This window comes from Streptomyces sp. NPDC054770 (assembly GCF_053611985.1).
This window is the reverse complement of record NZ_JBSHBL010000014.1, coordinates 100535-117257: the sequence shown is the minus strand read 5'-3', so window position 1 is coordinate 117257 and position 16723 is coordinate 100535. Positions and strand designations below refer to the sequence as shown.

Below are 16723 nucleotides of genomic sequence, written 5' to 3'. Positions count from 1 at the left end.
CGGTCGGTCGGATGGTCACGGTAGGCGAGGCGTCACGCACCGATCAGTGCGTGACCGATGGGCGATGATGGGCGGCGAGATGACTGATCGCGACGCCCACGGCCATGAGTTGGTCGCCGACTGCCGCCTGCGTGCGGCCACCGATCTCTTCGCCCATACCTGGGATCCCGTTGTGCTGGCGGCGCTTCGCCCCGGACCGTGCCGACGCCGCGAGCTGCGCGCTGTCATCGGCGGCATCAGCGACAAGGTGCTGACCGACTCCCTGCACCGTCTGCTCGCGGGCGGACTGGTGGAGCGCCACGCACATGCCGAGGCGCCGCCGCGCGTCGACTACGCCCTGACCGAGCTGGGACAGAGCCTGGTCGAGGGCCCGATGAAGGCACTCGGGCGCTGGGCGATCGAGCACGGCGACGAACTTCTCGAAGCACAGGAGAGCAGTGCCGCCAGAGGTCTGTGAGCAAGGTTCGACGTGGGGGACCCCGCTCGGGATCAGTCAAAGCGGCCGACGCGGGGTCCTCTTCGGCTCCTGGTTCAGTCGGTGCCGTGCTTGCCGACCGGCTGGAAGTAGTGGTCCAGCGCCCAGGCGGCCACGTGGGTGCCGACCCGGCGGCCGGCTACGTCCGCCGTACGGGAGTGGACGCCGCCCCACACGCGGGCGTCGACGACGTCCTGGTCGAGGTCGTCGGCGGACCCGTAGTACCGCGTGGTGCCGGTGACCTCGGAGGGGAGGCGGAGGTCGATGCGCGAGGTGCCGAGGACGCCGGTCAGGGCGCGTGCCACGGCAGCGGCGACGGTCGTGTGGCCGGCGACGTAGTCCGGGTGCGGTGGGGTGAGGAGCAGCGGCTCCCAGGCCGGGTCCGCCGTCGTCGCGGGGTTGCCGTCGGTGTCGGCGAGGCGGATGGCGGTGATCGGCCGCCAGGAGCCGTAGTGGAGCTTGGCGTCCCATGCCGTGATGGCGGCGTCGGTCGCCGACGCGTTGACCGCGGCGAACAGCCGGGCCGTCTCGGCGATGCCGAGCCGGTGCCGGGCGGCGTGGTCGCGTACGGCTGCCTGAACCTGTTCGACCAGGTTGCCGCTGAAGAAGAGGGCGGTCTCGGTCTGCTGCGCGCTCCTGCCCGAGCCGGTCTTCCCGCCCATGGCCTTCAGCTCCTGGAAATCCTCGGCGTAAGCGGCCGAGGAGATGGCGGGTGGCCCGCCGGGGCGAAACTGCCGCGGGGAGGCGAGCAGGAGAGGGCGGAGCCTCGCGAGCCAGGTGTCGATGAAGGGCTGGAACGCGGGCGGGGTGGGCCGCCAGACCCCCGGTGCCGGGGCGGCGGTGAAAGGAACGTCCGCGAACCGTCCGTCCCCTTCCCGGAGTTCGACGATGCGGGCGGCGGCGCGCTTTCCGTAGTCGACGCCCCGGTCTCTGGCCTGACCGGCCGGAAGAGCGGCGAGCGAGTCAGCGTAGGCGGTGTCGAGCCGCTCCCTGAAGGCAGGGAAGTAGGTGAGCAGCACGTTGTGGGCCGCAGTGGCGGCGGCCGCCGCGGAGGATGCCCTGGCCGGACCGCGCTCGCGCCATTTGTACAGGGTGTAGCCGCCTTCGATCCCCACCACGGCGTTGTACACGGCGACGGAGACGAACCCCTCCCAGATCGCTGCCTGCCCGGAGGGGCGTGGGCCGAGACTGGTCTTGATCGTGTCGGTGGCGATGGCGTTCCACTCGCGGACCACGGCTGCCGGGTCCGCCGCGGTCCGGGTGCCCGCGGTGGAGGGACTGGTCGCGGCGGTGAGCGTCACGAGGGCGAGGGCCGCGACGGCGCAGATGAATCCCCGGGCACGTGAACGCCGGGGAACGGGAGGAGGGGGCTCTTGATACACGTCGTCCTCACTGGAGTTGAGTGTCAAAGGCTTAGCAACGGCCCACTTGGCGATCAAGACAACTCGCCGCGAATCGGGCAGGTTCGAGGCACCCTCGCACGCCTCACCAGCCGCTGCGCGGAGATCACCGCCGGACGGACCCCGCACCCGCCCCTGACCTCGGCGAACCGCACGGCAAGGGGCAGGGGCGCGAACCTGCCCACCCCCGCGCCGCCGCCGACGCGGCCAGGCGCTGCCGTACCGGCCCCTGCGGTTGGGCCTTTCGAGTGAGGCGGCCGGGCTGTTGCCCGAGGAGCCGCCCTGCCCGGCGGCCGACGGGATGCTCGCGCAACCGCGGTCGTAAGATCGTTGCCCGACCGGTCCCAGGAGGTTCGCAATGGCACGTCCCGTCACGGTGGTCACCGGCGGCAGCCGGGGTATCGGCGCCGAGACCTGTCTGCGGCTCGCGGCCGACGGGCACGACGTCGTGATCGGTTACGTCCGGGACGCGGCTGCCGCCGAGGCGGTCGCGGAGGGGGTGCGCAAGGCCGGGGCGCGGTGTGTCGTCGTTCAGGTGGACACATCCGTGGAGGCCGATGTGGAGCGGCTGTTCGACACGGCGGAGCGGGAACTGGGGGCCGTCACCGGGCTGGTGAACAACGCCGCCGTGACCGCGCCGTTCGGGCGGCTGGCCGACGCGGAGACCGCGGACCTGCGCCGGGTCGTGGAGGTCAACCTGCTGGGCGCGCTGCTGTGTGCACGCCGGGCGGCCCGGCTGATGGGAGAGCGCGGCAGCGGCGCGATCGTGAACGTGTCATCGGCCGCGGCCACCCTCGGCAGCCCCGGCGAGTACGTCCACTACGCGGCGACGAAGGCGGCCGTCGACACCCTCACCGTGGGCCTCGCCAAGGAGCTCGGCCCGGACGGCGTACGGGTCAACGCGGTGGCGCCCGGTGTGATCGACACGGAGATCCACGCGGCGATGGGCGATCCCGGCCGGGCCGAACGGGTCGGTGCCACCACGCCGTTGGGCCGGGCCGGCCGGCCCGGGGAGATCGCCGCCGCGATCGCCTGGCTGCTGTCGCCCGAGGCCTCCTACACGACGGGCACGGTGCTGCGGGTCGCCGGCGGCCGCTGAGCCCCAGCCGCTGAGCCCCGGCCGCTCAGGCCGCCTCGATGATCTGCTCGCGGACCGCCGCGGCCCACTCGACCACCAGCAGTTCGTACTCCGTCCGCTCCTGAGCCGACAGTGTTCCGCCCGCACGCAGCCACAGCGCACGGATGTGCTCGTTGACCTCGGCAGCAGACCGCACGGAACCAGGGGTTCGGGAATCGGGGGACATACCGAACAGCGTAGGGGCAAGAACTGACCCTGCGCCACCAGGCCACTACGCAGACCGTATGGGGTTGGTCACGGGCGGGACGGCGGGCAGGGTGCCGACCCTTGGCATTTGCCCGGCGGATGGTCGCGGCCCGGAGCAGGCCGAGTGCCCCTGCCCTGGCCTTCCCCTCGCCGAGGCCGGTACGGCAGCCCCAACTCCAGCCAAAGTGGGGGGCGTCGGGGGTTGGCCGAGATGAGCCGCCCGGCCGCGCCCACACCGCGAACGACCGCCCGCGCTCACGCCGTGGGTGCCGCTTCCGCGCCCCTGGACCGCTGCTCACGCCATGGTCGCGGCCGACGCGAGCACCGCCAGCTTCTCGGCGCTGTCGCTGCCCGGGTCCGGATGGAAGACGACGAGTGTCTGCCCCGCCGTGCCGCTGACCTTCAGCCGCTCCCGGTTCAGCCGCAGACGGCCGACCAGAGGGTGGTCGACGACCTTGGCCGCACCGTCGCAGGACGCCACGTCGTGGCGGGCCCAGAGCCGGCTGAAGTGCGGGCTGGCGAGGGAGAGTTCGCCGACGAGGTCGATGACCCGGGGGTCGTCCGTGTCGGTCCCGACGGAGCTGCGGAAGCCGGCCACCATGCCGGCACCGGCCTCCTCCCAGCCGGGGTGGAGGGCCTGCTCGGCGGGGTCGAGGAAGGTGTCCCGCAGCCGGTTGGCGCCGACCGAGAAACGCGGTGACAGCGCGGTCGCCAGGGCGTTGACGGCGAGGATGTCGAAGTAGCGGCCCTCGACGAGCGCGGGGAGCGGGAGGGTGGCGACGAGCTGGGCGACGCCCGGCGGCACGGTCTCCTGGCGGGCCCGGCGCCGGCGCCGGCGGGGCCGGTCGGCGCCGAGACGGAGCAGATACGCCGTGCCGTCCTCGTCGAGCCGCAGGACGCGGGCGAGGGACTCCAGGACCTGTACGGAGGGGTTGCGGTCGCGGCCCTGCTCCAGGCGCAGGTAGTAGTCGGCGCTGATGCCGGCCAGCATCGCGACCTCCTCCCGGCGCAGGCCCGCCACCCGCCGTACCCCCAGCACGGGAATGCCGACCTGCTCCGGCGTGACCAGCTCGCGGCGGGCGCGCACATAGGCGCCCAGCAGGTTCGGTTCGTCGGTCATCCCGCCACCGTAATGCGGCTCCCGGGCCCGTGCCTGGTCCTGTCACCCCCAGGAACACCGGGGCTCTGCCCCGGACCGCGGCGGGCCGGAAGCGTGGCCGACGACAGCGACGAGCAACCGAGGAGCACGAGCATGTCGACGTATCTGCTGGTACACGGTGCCTGGCACAGCGGGGAGTGCTGGGAGCGGGTGGTCCCCCTGCTGGCGGCGGCCGGGCACCGGGTGTACGCACCCTCCCTGACCGGGCACGGCGAGAAAGCCGGTCTGCTCGGCCCGGACGTCGGCCTCGACACCCACGTGGCCGACGTCGTCGATCTGATCAGGGACGAGGACCTCACCGACGTCGTCCTCGTCGGACACAGCTATGCGGGGCTGGTCGTCTCGTCCGCGGCCAACGAAGTCCCGGACCGTGTCGGGCACTTGGTCTACCTCGACGCGATGGTCCCGGAGCACGGCGAGTCCGCGGCCGACGTCCAGCCCGTGACCCGGGCCCTGATCGACCGGGCGCTCGCGTCCGACAGCGGCTGGCGGGTGCCGCCGCTGCCCGAACTGCCGCCGCCCTACGGGCTGTTCGGCGTGACCGAGGCGGCCGACCTGGCGTGGCTGCGCGGCATGCTGTCCGACCAGTCGGTGCGCACCCTCCAGCAGCCGGTGCGCCTGGACGACCCGGCCGTACGCACGATCCCCCGGACCCACATCCACTGCGTGGCGAACGTCCCGGAGGGCGTCGTCCGCCGTCCGGTCCCCGCGGCCCAGCAGGTGTGGGAACTGCCCACCGGCCACGACTGCATGATCACCATGCCGGCCGAACTCGCGGAACTCCTGGGCAAACTGGGCTGATCCCGAGCGGATATCCGCTGTCTTCGGCGACGAAGCGTCCGTAGGGTCACCGTATGACGGACGACGAGAGCCGGCGGGCGGCGACGGAGGACGAGAACCAGCGCGCGGTGCAGGCGGCCGTCGACGCGGAGTTGCGGCTTCTCGATCCCGAGGTGCGTGCCCGCCCGGACCTCGTCCTGGAACTGCTCGACCCGGAGTTCACCGAGGTCGGGGTCTCCGGCCGCCGCTGGGACGCCACGTCGATCCTGACGGTCACCAGCGGCGGGTCGGTGTCCCCGGAGTCACCGGTCGAGGTGAGCGGGATGTCCGGGACCGTACTGGCCCCGGGCATCGTGCACCTGACGTACTTCGCGGACAACCAGGGCCGCCGGGCCTGGCGCAGCTCCCTGTGGCGGCTCACGGAGACGGGCTGGCGGGTGTACTACCACCAGGGGACGCCGGCCGCCGGACGTGGCTGAGCGCTCAGCCGGAAGTGCCGCGATGCGCGCCGTCGTCCGTCCGCGGCGCCGTCGTGGCTGGTCGCGCCCACGCGGCGGAGCCGCACATGCAATACAGCCCCGCGCCCCTTCGGGGCGCTCCCGTCAGCTCGCCGACTCCGCCGCGTGCGGGCTGAGGACGTCCGCCGAGACCAGGGCGATGATGACGATGCCGAGGGCGATGCGGTACCAGACGAACGGCATGAAGCTCTTGTTGGAGATCCACTTCATGAACCACGAGATCACCGCGTAGCCGGACGCGAACGCGATCACCGTCGCGAACAGGGTCGGGCCCCAGGCCACCTGGCCCTCGCTCACCGAGTCCTTGACCTCGAAGGCGCCGGAGGCCAGCACGGCCGGGATGGCGAGCAGGAAGGAGTAGCGGGCCGCCGCCTCGCGCTTGTAGCCCATGAACAGGCCGCCGCTGATGGTGGCCCCGGAGCGGGAGACACCGGGGATCAGGGCGCAGGCCTGGCAGAGGCCGTAGACCAGGCCGTCCCTGACACCGAGGTTCTCCAGCGTCTTGCGCTGCTTGGGGGCGCGGTGCCTGCCGCCGGTCTCGTCGCGGGCGGCGAGCCGGTCGGCGATGCCGATGACGATGCCGACGACGATCAGCATGGTCGCCGTGATGCGCAGGTCGCGGAACGGTCCCTCGATCTGGTCCTTGAGCGTCACGCCCAGCACCCCAATGGGGATCGAGCCGACGATCACCAGCCAGCCCGTCTGGGCGTCGTGGTCCCGCCGCATCGCCTTGTCGGACAGCGACCGGAACCAGGCCGAGACGATCCGCCCGATGTCCTTGCGGAAGTAGATCAGCACCGCGGTCTCCGTGCCGATCTGGGTGATCGCCGTGAAGGCGGCGCCCGGGTCCTTCCAGCCGGAGAAGGCCGCGGTCAGCCGCAGGTGCGCGCTGGAGGAGACGGGCAGGAACTCGGTCAGCCCCTGGACGAGGCCGAGGACCAGCGATTCAAACCAAGACATGAAGGTACGGCGTCCCAGGGGTGAGAAAGGGGCGGGCGGTCGCGCGAGTGCACGTGTTCAGAGGGGTGCAGGTGATCATGCGCGTGCAACGGCAGCGTAGCGGGCCGGGGTGACAGCCGGGACACAGGGGTTCGGCAGGTGGACGGACGGCCACGGGGTGTTGACCGGTCAAGGTGCCGCCGCTTACGTTTCTGCAGGAGAAAGCGCTTGCTCCAGCACGTCGGGGTGCGGGTGCGGCGCAACTCGGGCGGGAGTTCGCCCACCGTCGGTACACGCCCGAGGAGTGCTGATCACGTCCATGCCCCGCTCCCCCCGCTCGACAGCCCCCTTCACCGGGCGGCCCATCCGAGCCGCCGTCGTCGGCGCCGGCGCCATCGGGCGCGGCTCGCATCTGCCCGCCCTCGCGCAGCTGGCCGCGGAGGGCGAGACCGAGGTCGTCGCCGCCGTCGACATCGATGCCACCGCCGTCGAGGCGATGTGCACCGAGGCCCGCATCCCGCACGCCTACACCGACCTGGGCCGGATGCTCGCCGAACAGCGGCCCGACCTGGTGACCATCGGCACCCCGCCGACCCTGCACCGGGACCAGACGGTGGCCGCGCTGCGGGCCGGCGCCTGGGTGTGGTGCGAGAAGCCGCCGGTGCCGAGCCTCGCCGACTTCGACGCGGTCGAGGCGGCGGAGGGCACGGACGGCGGGCCGTACGCCGCCATCGTCTTCCAGCACCGGTTCGGCTCCGCGTCCACCCATGTACGGCGGCTGCTCGCCGAGGGGGCGCTGGGGCGCCCGCTGGTCGCGCACTGCCAGACCACCTGGTACCGGGACACCGCTTACTACGCGGTGCCCTGGCGGGGCCGCTGGGCGACCGAGGGCGGCGGCCCGGCGATGGGCCACGGCATCCACCAGATGGATCTGCTTCTGGACCTGCTGGGGCCCTGGAGCGAGGTGCGGGCGATGGCCGGGCGGCTGGTGCACGACGTGGAGACCGAGGACGTCTCCACCGCCCTGGTCCGGTTCGCCGATGGCGCCCTGGCCACCGTGGTGAACAGCGTGCTCAGCCCCGACGAGGTCAGCCGCATCCGCATCGACTGCGAGCGCGCGACGGTCGAACTGACCCATCTGTACGGTCACGGCAACGCGAACTGGCGCATCACCCCGGCCCCCGGCGTCCCCGCCGACGAGGCGGCGGCCTGGCAGGACTTCGGCCCGGACGTACCCAGCTCGCACCTGGCCCAGCTGCGTGAACTGGTCGCCGCCATGCGCGCCGGGGAGCGGCCGCGCAGCAGCGGCGCGGACGGGCGCACCAGCCTGGAGCTGATCACCGCGCTGTACAAGGCGGCGTTCACCGGCACGACCGTCCGCGCGGGCGACATCGGTCCGGGTGATCCCTACTACACGGCCCTGCACGGCGGAGCCCCGGGCTGGGCGCCGGTCGAGCGCGAGGAGGTGTCCGCGTGAGCGGCGAGCTGCGGATCACGCACACCCACGGCGACCGGATCACCGTGACCGAGCCGGTCACCGGGGTTCAGCTCTTCTCGTACGTCTACCGGCCCGAGGCGGCCTGGGAGGCACCGAGGCCCTACCTGCACCCGATCCGCACCCTCGCCGGGGACGTCGTCACCGACTACCGGCCCAACGACCACCGCTGGCACAAGGGCCTCTCCCTGACCGCCTCGCACCTGTCGGGCGCGAACCTGTGGGGCGGCAACTCCTATGTCCACGGCCGGGGTTACCTCGCTATCCCGGAGCGCGTCGGCTCGATGCGGCACGCCGGCTTCGACGAGCTGTCGTCGGCCGACGGCCGCCTGGTGGTCGCGGAACGGCTGACCTGGCACCCGTACGACGGGACGCTGTGGGCGGAGGAGCGGCGCCGCGTCGAGGTCCATGACGTGGATCCCGGGGCCGGTTCCTGGGCGCTCACCTGGACCAGTGCGATCACCAACCGCCGTGCCGAACCGCTGCTGTTCGGCAGCCCGACCACGGCCGGGCGTGAACAGGCGGGCTACACCGGCCTGTTCTGGCGCGGCCCGCGCGCCTTCCGGGACGGCCGGATCATCGGCCCCGAGGGGGAGGGCCCGGAGCTCATGGGCTCCGGGTCGTCCTGGCTTGCCCTGTCCGGCGAGCACGACGGCGCCGACGGCCATGCCACCGTCGTCTTCGAACACGCCCCGGAGAACGACCAGTCGGGCGCCCACGGCAACCACCCCGCCCACTGGTTCGTACGCAACGACCCGTTCGCCGGCATCGCCCCCTCCTGGGCCTTCCACGACGAGCTGGAACTGGCCCCCGGCGACACCCTCCGGCGCCGCTACCGGGTCGTCGTCGCCGACGGGGCCTGGGAGCGCGCGGACATCACCAAGTACCTGGACACGCATCCCTGGTGAGCGGCGTGAGCGACGTGAGCGACGGGGAGAGCGGGCCGCTCAGGCGGCTTCCGGGCCGGTGACGGACCAGCCCGGTGCCTGCGGGTGGGCCGTCAGGTCCTCGTGCCGCACCGGGCTGCCGCAGGCCGCGCAGACGACCACCGCGGCGAGGTCCTTGCCGCAGCTGTGCTCGATCACCATGGGGCGGTCGCCGTCCGGGCGGAGGTGGCGGTCGCCCCAGGCCATCAGGGTCATCAGGACCGGCTCCAGTTCGAGGCCCGCCTGGGTGGCCCGGTACTCGAAGCGCTGCGGCCGCTCGCTGTAGACGCGCTTGGTGAGGATCCCGGCGTCCACGAGCCGGCGCAGCCGGGTGGCCAGGATGTCGCGCGGGGCGCCGATGTTGCGCACCAGCTGGTCGAAGCGGCCGTTGCCCAGGCACACCTCCCGCAGGACCAGCAGGGAGTACTTCTCGCCGACGAGCGCGAGGGCGTCGGCGACCGAACACGGGCGGGGGTCCTTGGGGGCGGCCATGGGGTCAGTCTAGTGGAGGGTTGGATTTTCCAACTCTCGGAGTTATGGTGAGTTCGAATTTCCTACTCACCGGTAGTCGAGACTGGCAATCGAGGTCCCCGTGATGCGTGACGCAGTCATCGTCGAAGCCGTACGCACTCCCGTCGGGAAGGGCAGGCCGAACGGGTCCCTGGCGCACGTCCACCCCGTCGAACTCCTCGCCCACACCCTGCGCACCCTGGTCGAGCGCTCCGGCGTCGACCCCGCGCTCATCGACGACGTGATCGGCGGCACCGTCGACCAGGTCGGCGAGCAGGCCATGAACACCACCCGGTACGCCGTCCTGTCCGCCGGCTTCCCCGAGACGGTCCCGGCGACCACGGTGGACCGCCAGTGCGGCTCCTCCCAGCAGGCCGTGCACTTCGCCGCGCAGGGGGTCATGTCCGGCGCCTACGACATCGTCGTCGCCTGTGGCGTCGAGTCGATGAGCCGGGTGCCGATGTGGTCCAACGTGCCGGCCGGCAAGGACCCCTTCGGTCCGGGGGTCGCCGCGCGCTACCCGGAGGGCCTGGTCCCGCAGGGCATCAGCGCCGAGCTCATCGCCGCGAAGTGGTCGATCAGCCGCGCGGAGATGGACGACTTCGCCGTCTCCTCGCACCGGAAGGCGGCGGCAGCGTGGGCGGCGGGGCTGTTCGACGCGCAGGTCGCTCCGCTGGAGGGCGTCGGCCGTGACGAGTCGGTACGGCCCGGCACCACCGCCGAGATCCTCGCCGGGCTCAAGCCCGCCTACTACGACACCGGGTTCGCCGAGCGGTTCCCGCAGATCGAGTGGAACGTCACGGCGGGCAACGCGAGCCCGGTCAACGACGGCGCGTCCGCGGTGCTCATCACCTCCGGTGAGACCGCGGCGAGGCTCGGCCTGCGGCCGCTGGCCCGGCTGCATTCGGCGGCCGTGACCGGCTCCGACCCGTTGCTCATGCTGACCGGCGTGATCCCGGCGACGGAGAAGGTGCTGCGACGGGCCGGGCTCGGCATCGGGGACATCGACCTGTTCGAGGTGAACGAGGCGTTCTCCAGCGTGGTGCTGGCCTGGCGGCAGGAGACGGGGGCGGATCTCGCCAAGGTGAACGTGAACGGCGGGGCGATCGCCCTAGGGCATCCGCTGGGGGCGAGCGGGACTCGGCTGACCACGACGTTGGTGCATGCGATGCGGGAGCGCGGCGCTCGCTTCGGCCTCCAGACCATGTGTGAGGCGGGTGGGTTGGCGAACGCGATGATTCTGGAGGCGGTGCGGTAGGGGATGGGTGCCTAGTGGGGCGCCGCGTGGGGTTGTTGGGCGGCTGCGGCGCCGGTGGGGGCTGGTCGCGCAGTTCCCCGCGCCCCTGACGGGGCGCTGTAGTGACGGAGCGCTGTAATGACGGGGCGCTTTGGTGACGGGGCGCTACGGCTTGGGGCGTAGGTGGTGGCGCTTTCTCCAGGCCACCACTGCTCCTGCCACCGCCGGTACGACGATGGCCGCCACCGAGATCAGGAACACCGGGGACGTCGGTGTCGAGGCTCGGGCGCCTGCGACGACGTAGGCGGCCACGTTCGGGATGGAGCCGAGGGCGGTTGCCACCAGGAACGGGGTGCAGCGCATGCGGGATACGGCGGCCGCGTAGTTGGCGGCCCAGAAGGGGACGCCGGGGAACAGGCGTACCGCCAGCATCGAGCGGAAACCGTGTCTGCTGAACTGGTTGTCCGCGGCCTTCAGCAGCCGGCCGCGGAGCAGCGGGCGCAGCGCCTCCTGGCCGAGCATCCGGCCGAGCACGAAGGAGAGCCACGCCCCGAGCACGGTGCCGACCATGGCCGCGCCCATGCCCAGCGCCGAGCCGAACAGCGCGCCGGCCGCCAGGTTCAGGATCGGCCGGGGCACGAACGCCACCGTGATCAGGCCGTACGCCACGGCGAAGATCACCACCGCGGTGGTGCCCGCCACCTGTGGCGGCCAGCCCTGGGTCATCAGCTTCTGCGGCTCGAAGAGCAGCACCGACGCCCCGGCCGCCGTCAGCAGGGCGAGGAGCAGGGACAGCCGGGACCACGGCGAGAGCAGCACGCGCGTGCAGCGCGTGCCGAAGCTCACCGGAACGGGCACGGCGATGGTCAGCTCCTTGGCGGCGGCCCGGGGAGGGGCCGTGGCGGTGCCAGAGCGGTTGGCATCGAGCATTCGGCGACACTAACCGACGCGGAGGTGTGATCGCCGTACGGGTGCGGTCCATTGGGCGAAATCGGCGCCGCGGAAAACCGTTCGACGTGGGGCGACGCGTCGGACATGATCTGTGTCATGTTCCGGTTCGCCTTCCTCGTCACAGCATCCGCAGTCGCGGATGCTCCGAAGGCTGCCGTTCCCGTTCTCGCGGCCGCTGTCGACGGCGCCCGACGCTGACCCTCTCCGGAAAGTCCGGCGGACCCCGCAGGGGGAGGGTCGGCCGGTTCCCCGGGGTCCCCGCGTCTCGCGATGACGAGACGCATCACCGCAGACCAGGCTTCGAGGTACAGCCATGCCCAAGACGGCATACGTCCGCACCAAACCGCATCTCAACATCGGCACGATGGGCCACGTCGACCACGGCAAGACCACCCTGACCGCCGCCATCACCAAGGTCCTCGCCGAGCGCGGCACCGGCACGTTCGTGCCGTTCGACCGCATCGACCGGGCCCCCGAGGAGGCCGCCCGCGGCATCACCATCAACATCGCGCACGTCGAGTACGAGACCGACACCCGGCACTACGCCCACGTGGACATGCCGGGCCATGCCGACTACGTCAAGAACATGGTCACCGGGGCCGCGCAGCTGGACGGGGCGATCCTCGTCGTCTCCGCGCTCGACGGGATCATGCCGCAGACCGCCGAACACGTGCTGCTCGCCCGGCAGGTGGGCGTCGACCATGTGGTGGTGGCGCTGAACAAGGCGGACTCCGCCGACGAGGAGCTTGTCGAGCTCGTCGAGCTGGAGGTCCGCGAGCTGCTCAGCGCGCACGGCTACGGGGGCGACTCCGTGCCCGTCGTACGGGTCTCCGGGCTCAGGGCGCTGGAGGGGGACCCGCGGTGGGCGGCGTCGATCGAGGCGCTGCTCGACGCGGTGGACACGTACGTGCCGATGCCGGAGCGGTATCTGGACGCGCCGTTCCTGCTGCCGGTGGAGAACGTGCTCACCATCACCGGGCGCGGGACCGTCGTGACCGGTGCGGTGGAAAGGGGGACCGTGCGGGTCGGGGACCGGGTGGAGGTGCTGGGCGCCGACGTCGAGACCGTCGTCACCGGCCTGGAGACCTTCGGGAAGCCGATGGACGAGGCGCAGGCCGGGGACAACGTGGCACTGCTGCTGCGGGGCGTGCCCCGGGACGCGGTGCGGCGGGGGCATGTGGTGGCGGCGCCGGGGAGTGTGGTGCCGGCGCGGCGGTTCTCGGCGCGGGTGTACGTGCTGTCGGGGCGCGAAGGGGGTCGTACGACTCCGGTCGCGACGGGGTACCGGCCGCAGTTCTACATCCGTACGGCGGATGTGGTCGGGGACGTCGACCTCGGGGAGGTGGCGGTGGCCCGGCCCGGGGACACGGTGGAGATGACCGTGGAGCTGGGGCGGGAGGTTCCGCTGGAGGCGGGGCTGGGGTTCGCCATCCGTGAGGGCGGCCGCACGGTGGGGGCGGGGACCGTGACCTCCGTGGAGTGAGGTTGCGGTGCGTGGGGGGCTGCGGGCCGGTGGGGGCCGGCCGCGCAGTTCCCCGCGCCCCCTTCGGGGCGCCCCCGCGCTCCCTGATTCCGTACGGGCACCGCACAATGGAGAAGTGAACGAAGCCATACCCGTCGTCCGGGTCACCGAGCACGGGACCGCCAAGCTGATGCCCGATGTCGATCGGGAGCGGGCCTGGTTGCTGACCGTCGACGGGGCGCCGCAGTCGTATGTGGATCTCGACGAGCCGACGCATCTCGAGTTCGAGTACGCCCGGCGGCTGGGGTATGTGCTGGATGCCGTGGCGGAGGCCGGTGCGCCGCTGGACGTGCTGCATCTCGGCGGGGGCGCCTGCACGCTGCCCCGGTATGTGGCGGCGACCCGGCCCGGTTCCCGGCAGGACGTCGTGGACGCCGACCGGGAGCTGCTGGAGCTGGTCACCGAGCACCTGCCGCTGGCGGACGGCACCGGGATCGCCCTGCACGCCGCCGACGCGCGGGGCTGGCTGGAGGCGGCGCCCGGGGACTCGGCCGACGTGATCGTCGCCGATGTCTTCGGCGGGTCCCGGATTCCCGCGCATCTGACCTCGCTGGACTACGCACGGGAGGCCGAGCGGGTGCTGCGGGGCGACGGGGTCTACCTGGCCAACCTCGCGGACTCCGCCCCCTTCGGCTTCCTGCGCTCCCAACTCGCCACGTTCGCCGCCGTCTTCGAGGAGCTTGCGCTCATCGCCGAGCCCGGCGTGCTGCGCGGGCGGCGGTTCGGGAACGCGGTGCTCATCGCCTCGCACCGGCCGGTCGACGCCGGCGCGCTGGCCCGTCGTACAGCCGCCGACGCCTTCCCGGCGCGGGTCGAACACGGGCTCGCGCTGCGGGAGTTCGTCGGCGCGGCCCGGCCGGTCGGGGACCCGGACGCCGTACCGTCACCCGAGCCCCCCGGCGGAGCGTTCGGGATCGGATGAGGCGGCCGTCGGCTGCGAGGTGACCGGGACCGTGCGGCGGGTGAGGTTGCGTACGTCCGGGACGAGGAGCACCGCGGCCGTGACGGCGACGACCACGCCCGCGCAGCCCCACAGGGCCGGGCCCCGGCCGAAGGCGTCCTCCGCGGGGCCCGCCAGCGCCGTCGCCAGGGGCAGCAGGGAGACGGAGCCGAACCAGTCGTAGGCCGAGACCCGGGAGAGCTTCTCCTCGGGGATCTCCTGGTGCAGCGCGGTCATCCAGGAGACGCCGAACACCTCGACCGTGGTCCCGGCCAGGAACATCACCGCGCAGAGGACCGCCACGGGGACGGGTACGGCCAGCGCCGCCGAGGGGAGGGCGAGCGGGAAGATGCACAGGGTGCCGGTGAACAGCAGGCGGCGGGGTTTCCAGCGGGTCATCAGGAGGGCCCCGGCCACCGTGCCCGCGCCGAACGCGGCCAGCGCCAGGCCCCACGGACCGGGTCCGCCCAGGCTGTCGCGGGCGACCAGCGGGCCGTAGACCGCGTCGGCGGCGCCCACCATCGCGTTCGCGATCGAGAACTGGACGACGATTCCCCACAGCCAGGGGCGGCCCGCGAACTCCCGCCAGCCCTCCCGGAGGTCGGCCAGCATCCCCTGGCCCGGGGTGCGCGGCGGAATGTGGCTGACGTCGAGGAACGAGCGGAGCGTCCCGGCGACCGCGAACGCCGCCGCGTCCACCGCCAGCACCCAGCCGGGTCCGATCGCGGCCACCATCGCGCCGCCCAGGGCCGCACCCCCGAGGGCGGCGCTCTGCATCGCCATCCGGAACACGGCGAACGCACGGCCCGCCTGTTCGCCGCTCACCGAGGACAGCAGCATGCCCTCCGCCGCCGGGCTGAAGAACGCCTGGCCGGTGCCGCCCAGCGCGCTGAGCAGCATCATCTGCCAGAGCCGGGGGTCGCCGGTGAGCACGAGGACGGCGAAGGCTCCGTGGGAGAGGAAGTTGAGGGCGTTGGCCGCGACCATCACGCGGTGGCGGGGGAAGCGGTCCGCCATCGCGCCGCCGACGAGCAGGAACAGCACCAGCGGGAAGGTGCGGGCGGCGGCCACCAGGCCGACGTCCCCGCCGTCGCCGCCCGCGTCCAGCACCGCGAACGCGGCGGCGATCAGGGAGCCGTTGGCGCCCAGGCTCGTCACGACCGTCGCCGCGGTCAGCAGGCTGTAGTTGCGGCCCGCCCAGGCGGGTCTGCGCAGGCGGACGGCGGTGCCGGGGGTGCCGGGAGTACCGGGGGAGTCGGAGGCGGAGGTCACCGCCCGACTATCCCCGCCGGGAGCCCGCCCTGCCAATCCGATTCCCGGGCATCTGCTGTGCGGGCATCCGGGCCCCGGCCGCCGTCAGCCCTCGGTCGGGGTGCCGTGCAGCCGGACCGTGCTGAGGATCTTCATGATCGTCGCGGTCGGGACCTCGCCGTTGACTCCCTTGGCACCGTAGAAGTCCCACGACACCAGGTCGCCGGCCGAGTTCTCGAAGCCGAACGTGATCGCCTTGCCGTCGCTCGCGCACTTGCCCTTCTGCGGGGTGTTCGTCGAACGCGCCCAGGCGTAGGCGCCCTTGAGACCCGAAGCGGTGGTGTAGGCGGTGGCCTTCTTGTCGTAGGTGATGGTCTTCTTGTCCGGGTAGGTGTAGCCGCCGTACACCCACCAGGGGACCTCCCGGACGGCCGCGTCGCCCGCGGTCTTCGCGCCGCTCTCGCCCTTGGTGCCCGTCGCCGCCAGGGCGGTGTCCTCGGTCCTGCCGTCCTTGTCGTCGTCGCTCGTGCACCACTTCGACTTGTACTGGGCGGGCGCCGACATCGTGATGATCGGCTTGCCGTCCTTGTCCTCGAAGCCGACGGACGTCCCCGAGGTCAGGACCTCCCAGTCGGCCGGCACGTCGAAGGCCGTGCCCCACTTGGGGTTCACGACGGTCTTCCAGCCCGCGATCGTCGGCTTCTCGGTCGCGTCGCCGCCGCGCGGACTGTCGTCCGTCGACGCGGAGGCAGAGGCGGAGGCGGACACGGCCGGCGAGTGGGTCGCCTGCTGGTTCTTGCCGGTGTCCGCCTTGTCGTCCTTCTTGCCGCCGAGGACCAGGAACCCGGTCACCCCGGCCGCCACCACGACGGCCGTCGCCGCGACGATCGCGACCAGCTTCGTGCGGTCGCGACCCCCGCCGCCCCCGCCCTGCGGTGCCTGCGGAGTGCCGGCGGGCCCGGGCGGGCCCCACTGCGGCTGCTGCCCGTACCCGCCGCCCTGCTGCGGGTACTGCTGGTAGCCGGGCTGCTGGTACGGATTCGGCTGCTGGTAACCCGGTTGCTGATACGGGTTGTTCTGCGGGTACTGCTCGCCCCCTGGCGGCTGCTGTTCTGGCCACATGGCTCGCAACCCTAGTGCCGCCAGGGACACGATCCGGTCACCGGTCCTCGTCGGGACCGTACCGAGAGACCGGCCGGCCGGGACGTCCCGGCACCTCGGCCGACCGGGACGTCCTGACAACGATCACCGCAGCGGCTCTGGTCAGTCTCGGCTACTCGTGAGTAACATGACCGT

General features: G+C 72.5%; 17 protein-coding genes. 9 read left to right on the top strand and 8 right to left on the bottom strand.

Translation table 11 applies throughout. The features are described from left to right. The first annotated feature begins 79 nt into the window (after positions 1–79). Positions 80–457 carry a winged helix-turn-helix transcriptional regulator gene (locus tag ACWGKQ_RS15605; RefSeq protein WP_453292453.1) on the top strand — a complete coding sequence of 126 codons (378 nt, stop codon included), beginning with the start codon at positions 80–82 and terminating at the stop codon, positions 455–457. A 74-nt stretch (positions 458–531) separates the two neighbouring features. Here ACWGKQ_RS15605 and ACWGKQ_RS15600 read toward each other — a convergent pair whose 3' ends face one another. Further along, on the bottom strand, positions 532–1776 hold the full coding sequence (locus ACWGKQ_RS15600) for a vanadium-dependent haloperoxidase (protein WP_453292452.1): 1245 nt from the start codon (positions 1774–1776) through the stop codon (positions 532–534). Positions 1777–2233: 457 nt separating this feature from the next. On the opposite strand from ACWGKQ_RS15600, the gene ACWGKQ_RS15595 reads away from it, so the two are divergent. Further along, entirely contained in the window at positions 2234–2974 is a 741-nt protein-coding gene (locus tag ACWGKQ_RS15595; protein WP_453292451.1) for an SDR family oxidoreductase, read from the top strand. Between the two features lie 25 nt (positions 2975–2999). Here the strand turns inward: ACWGKQ_RS15595 and ACWGKQ_RS15590 are convergent, their stop codons facing one another. After that, the gene (locus ACWGKQ_RS15590; protein ID WP_453292450.1) at positions 3000–3179 is read right to left on the bottom strand and encodes a hypothetical protein; all 180 of its coding nucleotides are present in this window, start codon (positions 3177–3179) and stop codon (positions 3000–3002) included. Between the two features lie 315 nt (positions 3180–3494). After that, positions 3495–4319 carry a helix-turn-helix domain-containing protein gene (locus ACWGKQ_RS15585; RefSeq protein ID WP_453292449.1) on the bottom strand — a complete coding sequence of 275 codons (825 nt, stop codon included), beginning with the start codon at positions 4317–4319 and terminating at the stop codon, positions 3495–3497. Positions 4320–4451: 132 nt separating this feature from the next. On the opposite strand from ACWGKQ_RS15585, the gene ACWGKQ_RS15580 reads away from it, so the two are divergent. Next, the gene (locus tag ACWGKQ_RS15580) at positions 4452–5159 is read left to right on the top strand and encodes an alpha/beta fold hydrolase (protein WP_453292448.1); all 708 of its coding nucleotides are present in this window, start codon (positions 4452–4454) and stop codon (positions 5157–5159) included. A gap of 53 nt (positions 5160–5212) precedes the next feature. Then, the gene (locus ACWGKQ_RS15575) at positions 5213–5617 is read left to right on the top strand and encodes a nuclear transport factor 2 family protein (protein ID WP_453292447.1); all 405 of its coding nucleotides are present in this window, start codon (positions 5213–5215) and stop codon (positions 5615–5617) included. A 123-nt stretch (positions 5618–5740) separates the two neighbouring features. Here ACWGKQ_RS15575 and ACWGKQ_RS15570 read toward each other — a convergent pair whose 3' ends face one another. Then, complete coding sequence (locus ACWGKQ_RS15570) at positions 5741–6616, bottom strand: undecaprenyl-diphosphate phosphatase (RefSeq protein WP_453292446.1); 876 nt, start codon at positions 6614–6616, stop codon at positions 5741–5743. A 298-nt stretch (positions 6617–6914) separates the two neighbouring features. On the opposite strand from ACWGKQ_RS15570, the gene ACWGKQ_RS15565 reads away from it, so the two are divergent. Continuing rightward, the gene (locus tag ACWGKQ_RS15565; RefSeq protein WP_453292445.1) at positions 6915–8072 is read left to right on the top strand and encodes a Gfo/Idh/MocA family protein; all 1158 of its coding nucleotides are present in this window, start codon (positions 6915–6917) and stop codon (positions 8070–8072) included. Next, positions 8069–8998 (top strand): DUF6807 domain-containing protein, encoded by a 930-nt coding sequence (locus tag ACWGKQ_RS15560; protein ID WP_453292444.1) that lies wholly within the window; start codon positions 8069–8071, stop codon positions 8996–8998. Before ACWGKQ_RS15565 ends, ACWGKQ_RS15560 begins: the two co-directional genes overlap by 4 nt. Before the next feature lie 39 nt (positions 8999–9037). Here the strand turns inward: ACWGKQ_RS15560 and ACWGKQ_RS15555 are convergent, their stop codons facing one another. Continuing rightward, a complete protein-coding gene (locus ACWGKQ_RS15555; protein WP_453292443.1) occupies positions 9038–9508 on the bottom strand; it encodes a winged helix-turn-helix transcriptional regulator in 471 nt (156 codons plus the stop codon). A 103-nt stretch (positions 9509–9611) separates the two neighbouring features. Between ACWGKQ_RS15555 and ACWGKQ_RS15550 the strand changes: the two genes are divergently transcribed. Next, positions 9612–10784, top strand: a complete 1173-nt coding sequence (locus ACWGKQ_RS15550; protein WP_453292442.1) for a thiolase family protein — start codon at positions 9612–9614, stop codon at positions 10782–10784. Positions 10785–10928: 144 nt separating this feature from the next. Here ACWGKQ_RS15550 and ACWGKQ_RS15545 read toward each other — a convergent pair whose 3' ends face one another. Further along, on the bottom strand, positions 10929–11693 hold the full coding sequence (locus ACWGKQ_RS15545; RefSeq protein ID WP_453292441.1) for a TVP38/TMEM64 family protein: 765 nt from the start codon (positions 11691–11693) through the stop codon (positions 10929–10931). 334 nt (positions 11694–12027) lie between these two features. Between ACWGKQ_RS15545 and tuf the strand changes: the two genes are divergently transcribed. Continuing rightward, positions 12028–13197: an elongation factor Tu gene (gene tuf, locus ACWGKQ_RS15540; protein ID WP_453292440.1), complete on the top strand. Its 1170-nt coding sequence runs from the start codon at positions 12028–12030 to the stop codon at positions 13195–13197. A gap of 115 nt (positions 13198–13312) precedes the next feature. Then, a complete protein-coding gene (locus tag ACWGKQ_RS15535; RefSeq protein ID WP_453292439.1) occupies positions 13313–14158 on the top strand; it encodes a spermidine synthase in 846 nt (281 codons plus the stop codon). On the opposite strand, the gene ACWGKQ_RS15530 is transcribed toward ACWGKQ_RS15535, so the two are convergent. After that, positions 14120–15448: an MFS transporter gene (locus ACWGKQ_RS15530; protein WP_453292438.1), complete on the bottom strand. Its 1329-nt coding sequence runs from the start codon at positions 15446–15448 to the stop codon at positions 14120–14122. The genes ACWGKQ_RS15535 and ACWGKQ_RS15530 overlap by 39 nt on opposite strands. Positions 15449–15532: 84 nt before the next feature. Further along, a complete protein-coding gene (locus tag ACWGKQ_RS15525) occupies positions 15533–16549 on the bottom strand; it encodes a hypothetical protein (protein WP_453292437.1) in 1017 nt (338 codons plus the stop codon). Positions 16550–16723: the final 174 nt, after the last annotated feature.

Coding starts and splice junctions, on each gene's coding strand:
- ACWGKQ_RS15570 (WP_453292446.1), bottom strand. CDS start 6,616: ATGTCTTGGTTTGAATCGCTGGTCCTCGGCCTCGTCCAGGGGCTGACC.
- ACWGKQ_RS15590 (WP_453292450.1), bottom strand. CDS start 3,179: ATGTCCCCCGATTCCCGAACCCCTGGTTCCGTGCGGTCTGCTGCCGAG.
- ACWGKQ_RS15605 (WP_453292453.1), top strand. CDS start 80: ATGACTGATCGCGACGCCCACGGCCATGAGTTGGTCGCCGACTGCCGC.
- ACWGKQ_RS15555 (WP_453292443.1), bottom strand. CDS start 9,508: ATGGCCGCCCCCAAGGACCCCCGCCCGTGTTCGGTCGCCGACGCCCTC.
- ACWGKQ_RS15525 (WP_453292437.1), bottom strand. CDS start 16,549: ATGTGGCCAGAACAGCAGCCGCCAGGGGGCGAGCAGTACCCGCAGAAC.
- ACWGKQ_RS15595 (WP_453292451.1), top strand. CDS start 2,234: ATGGCACGTCCCGTCACGGTGGTCACCGGCGGCAGCCGGGGTATCGGC.
- tuf (WP_453292440.1), top strand. CDS start 12,028: ATGCCCAAGACGGCATACGTCCGCACCAAACCGCATCTCAACATCGGC.
- ACWGKQ_RS15565 (WP_453292445.1), top strand. CDS start 6,915: ATGCCCCGCTCCCCCCGCTCGACAGCCCCCTTCACCGGGCGGCCCATC.
- ACWGKQ_RS15575 (WP_453292447.1), top strand. CDS start 5,213: ATGACGGACGACGAGAGCCGGCGGGCGGCGACGGAGGACGAGAACCAG.
- ACWGKQ_RS15580 (WP_453292448.1), top strand. CDS start 4,452: ATGTCGACGTATCTGCTGGTACACGGTGCCTGGCACAGCGGGGAGTGC.
- ACWGKQ_RS15585 (WP_453292449.1), bottom strand. CDS start 4,319: ATGACCGACGAACCGAACCTGCTGGGCGCCTATGTGCGCGCCCGCCGC.
- ACWGKQ_RS15550 (WP_453292442.1), top strand. CDS start 9,612: ATGCGTGACGCAGTCATCGTCGAAGCCGTACGCACTCCCGTCGGGAAG.
- ACWGKQ_RS15545 (WP_453292441.1), bottom strand. CDS start 11,693: ATGCTCGATGCCAACCGCTCTGGCACCGCCACGGCCCCTCCCCGGGCC.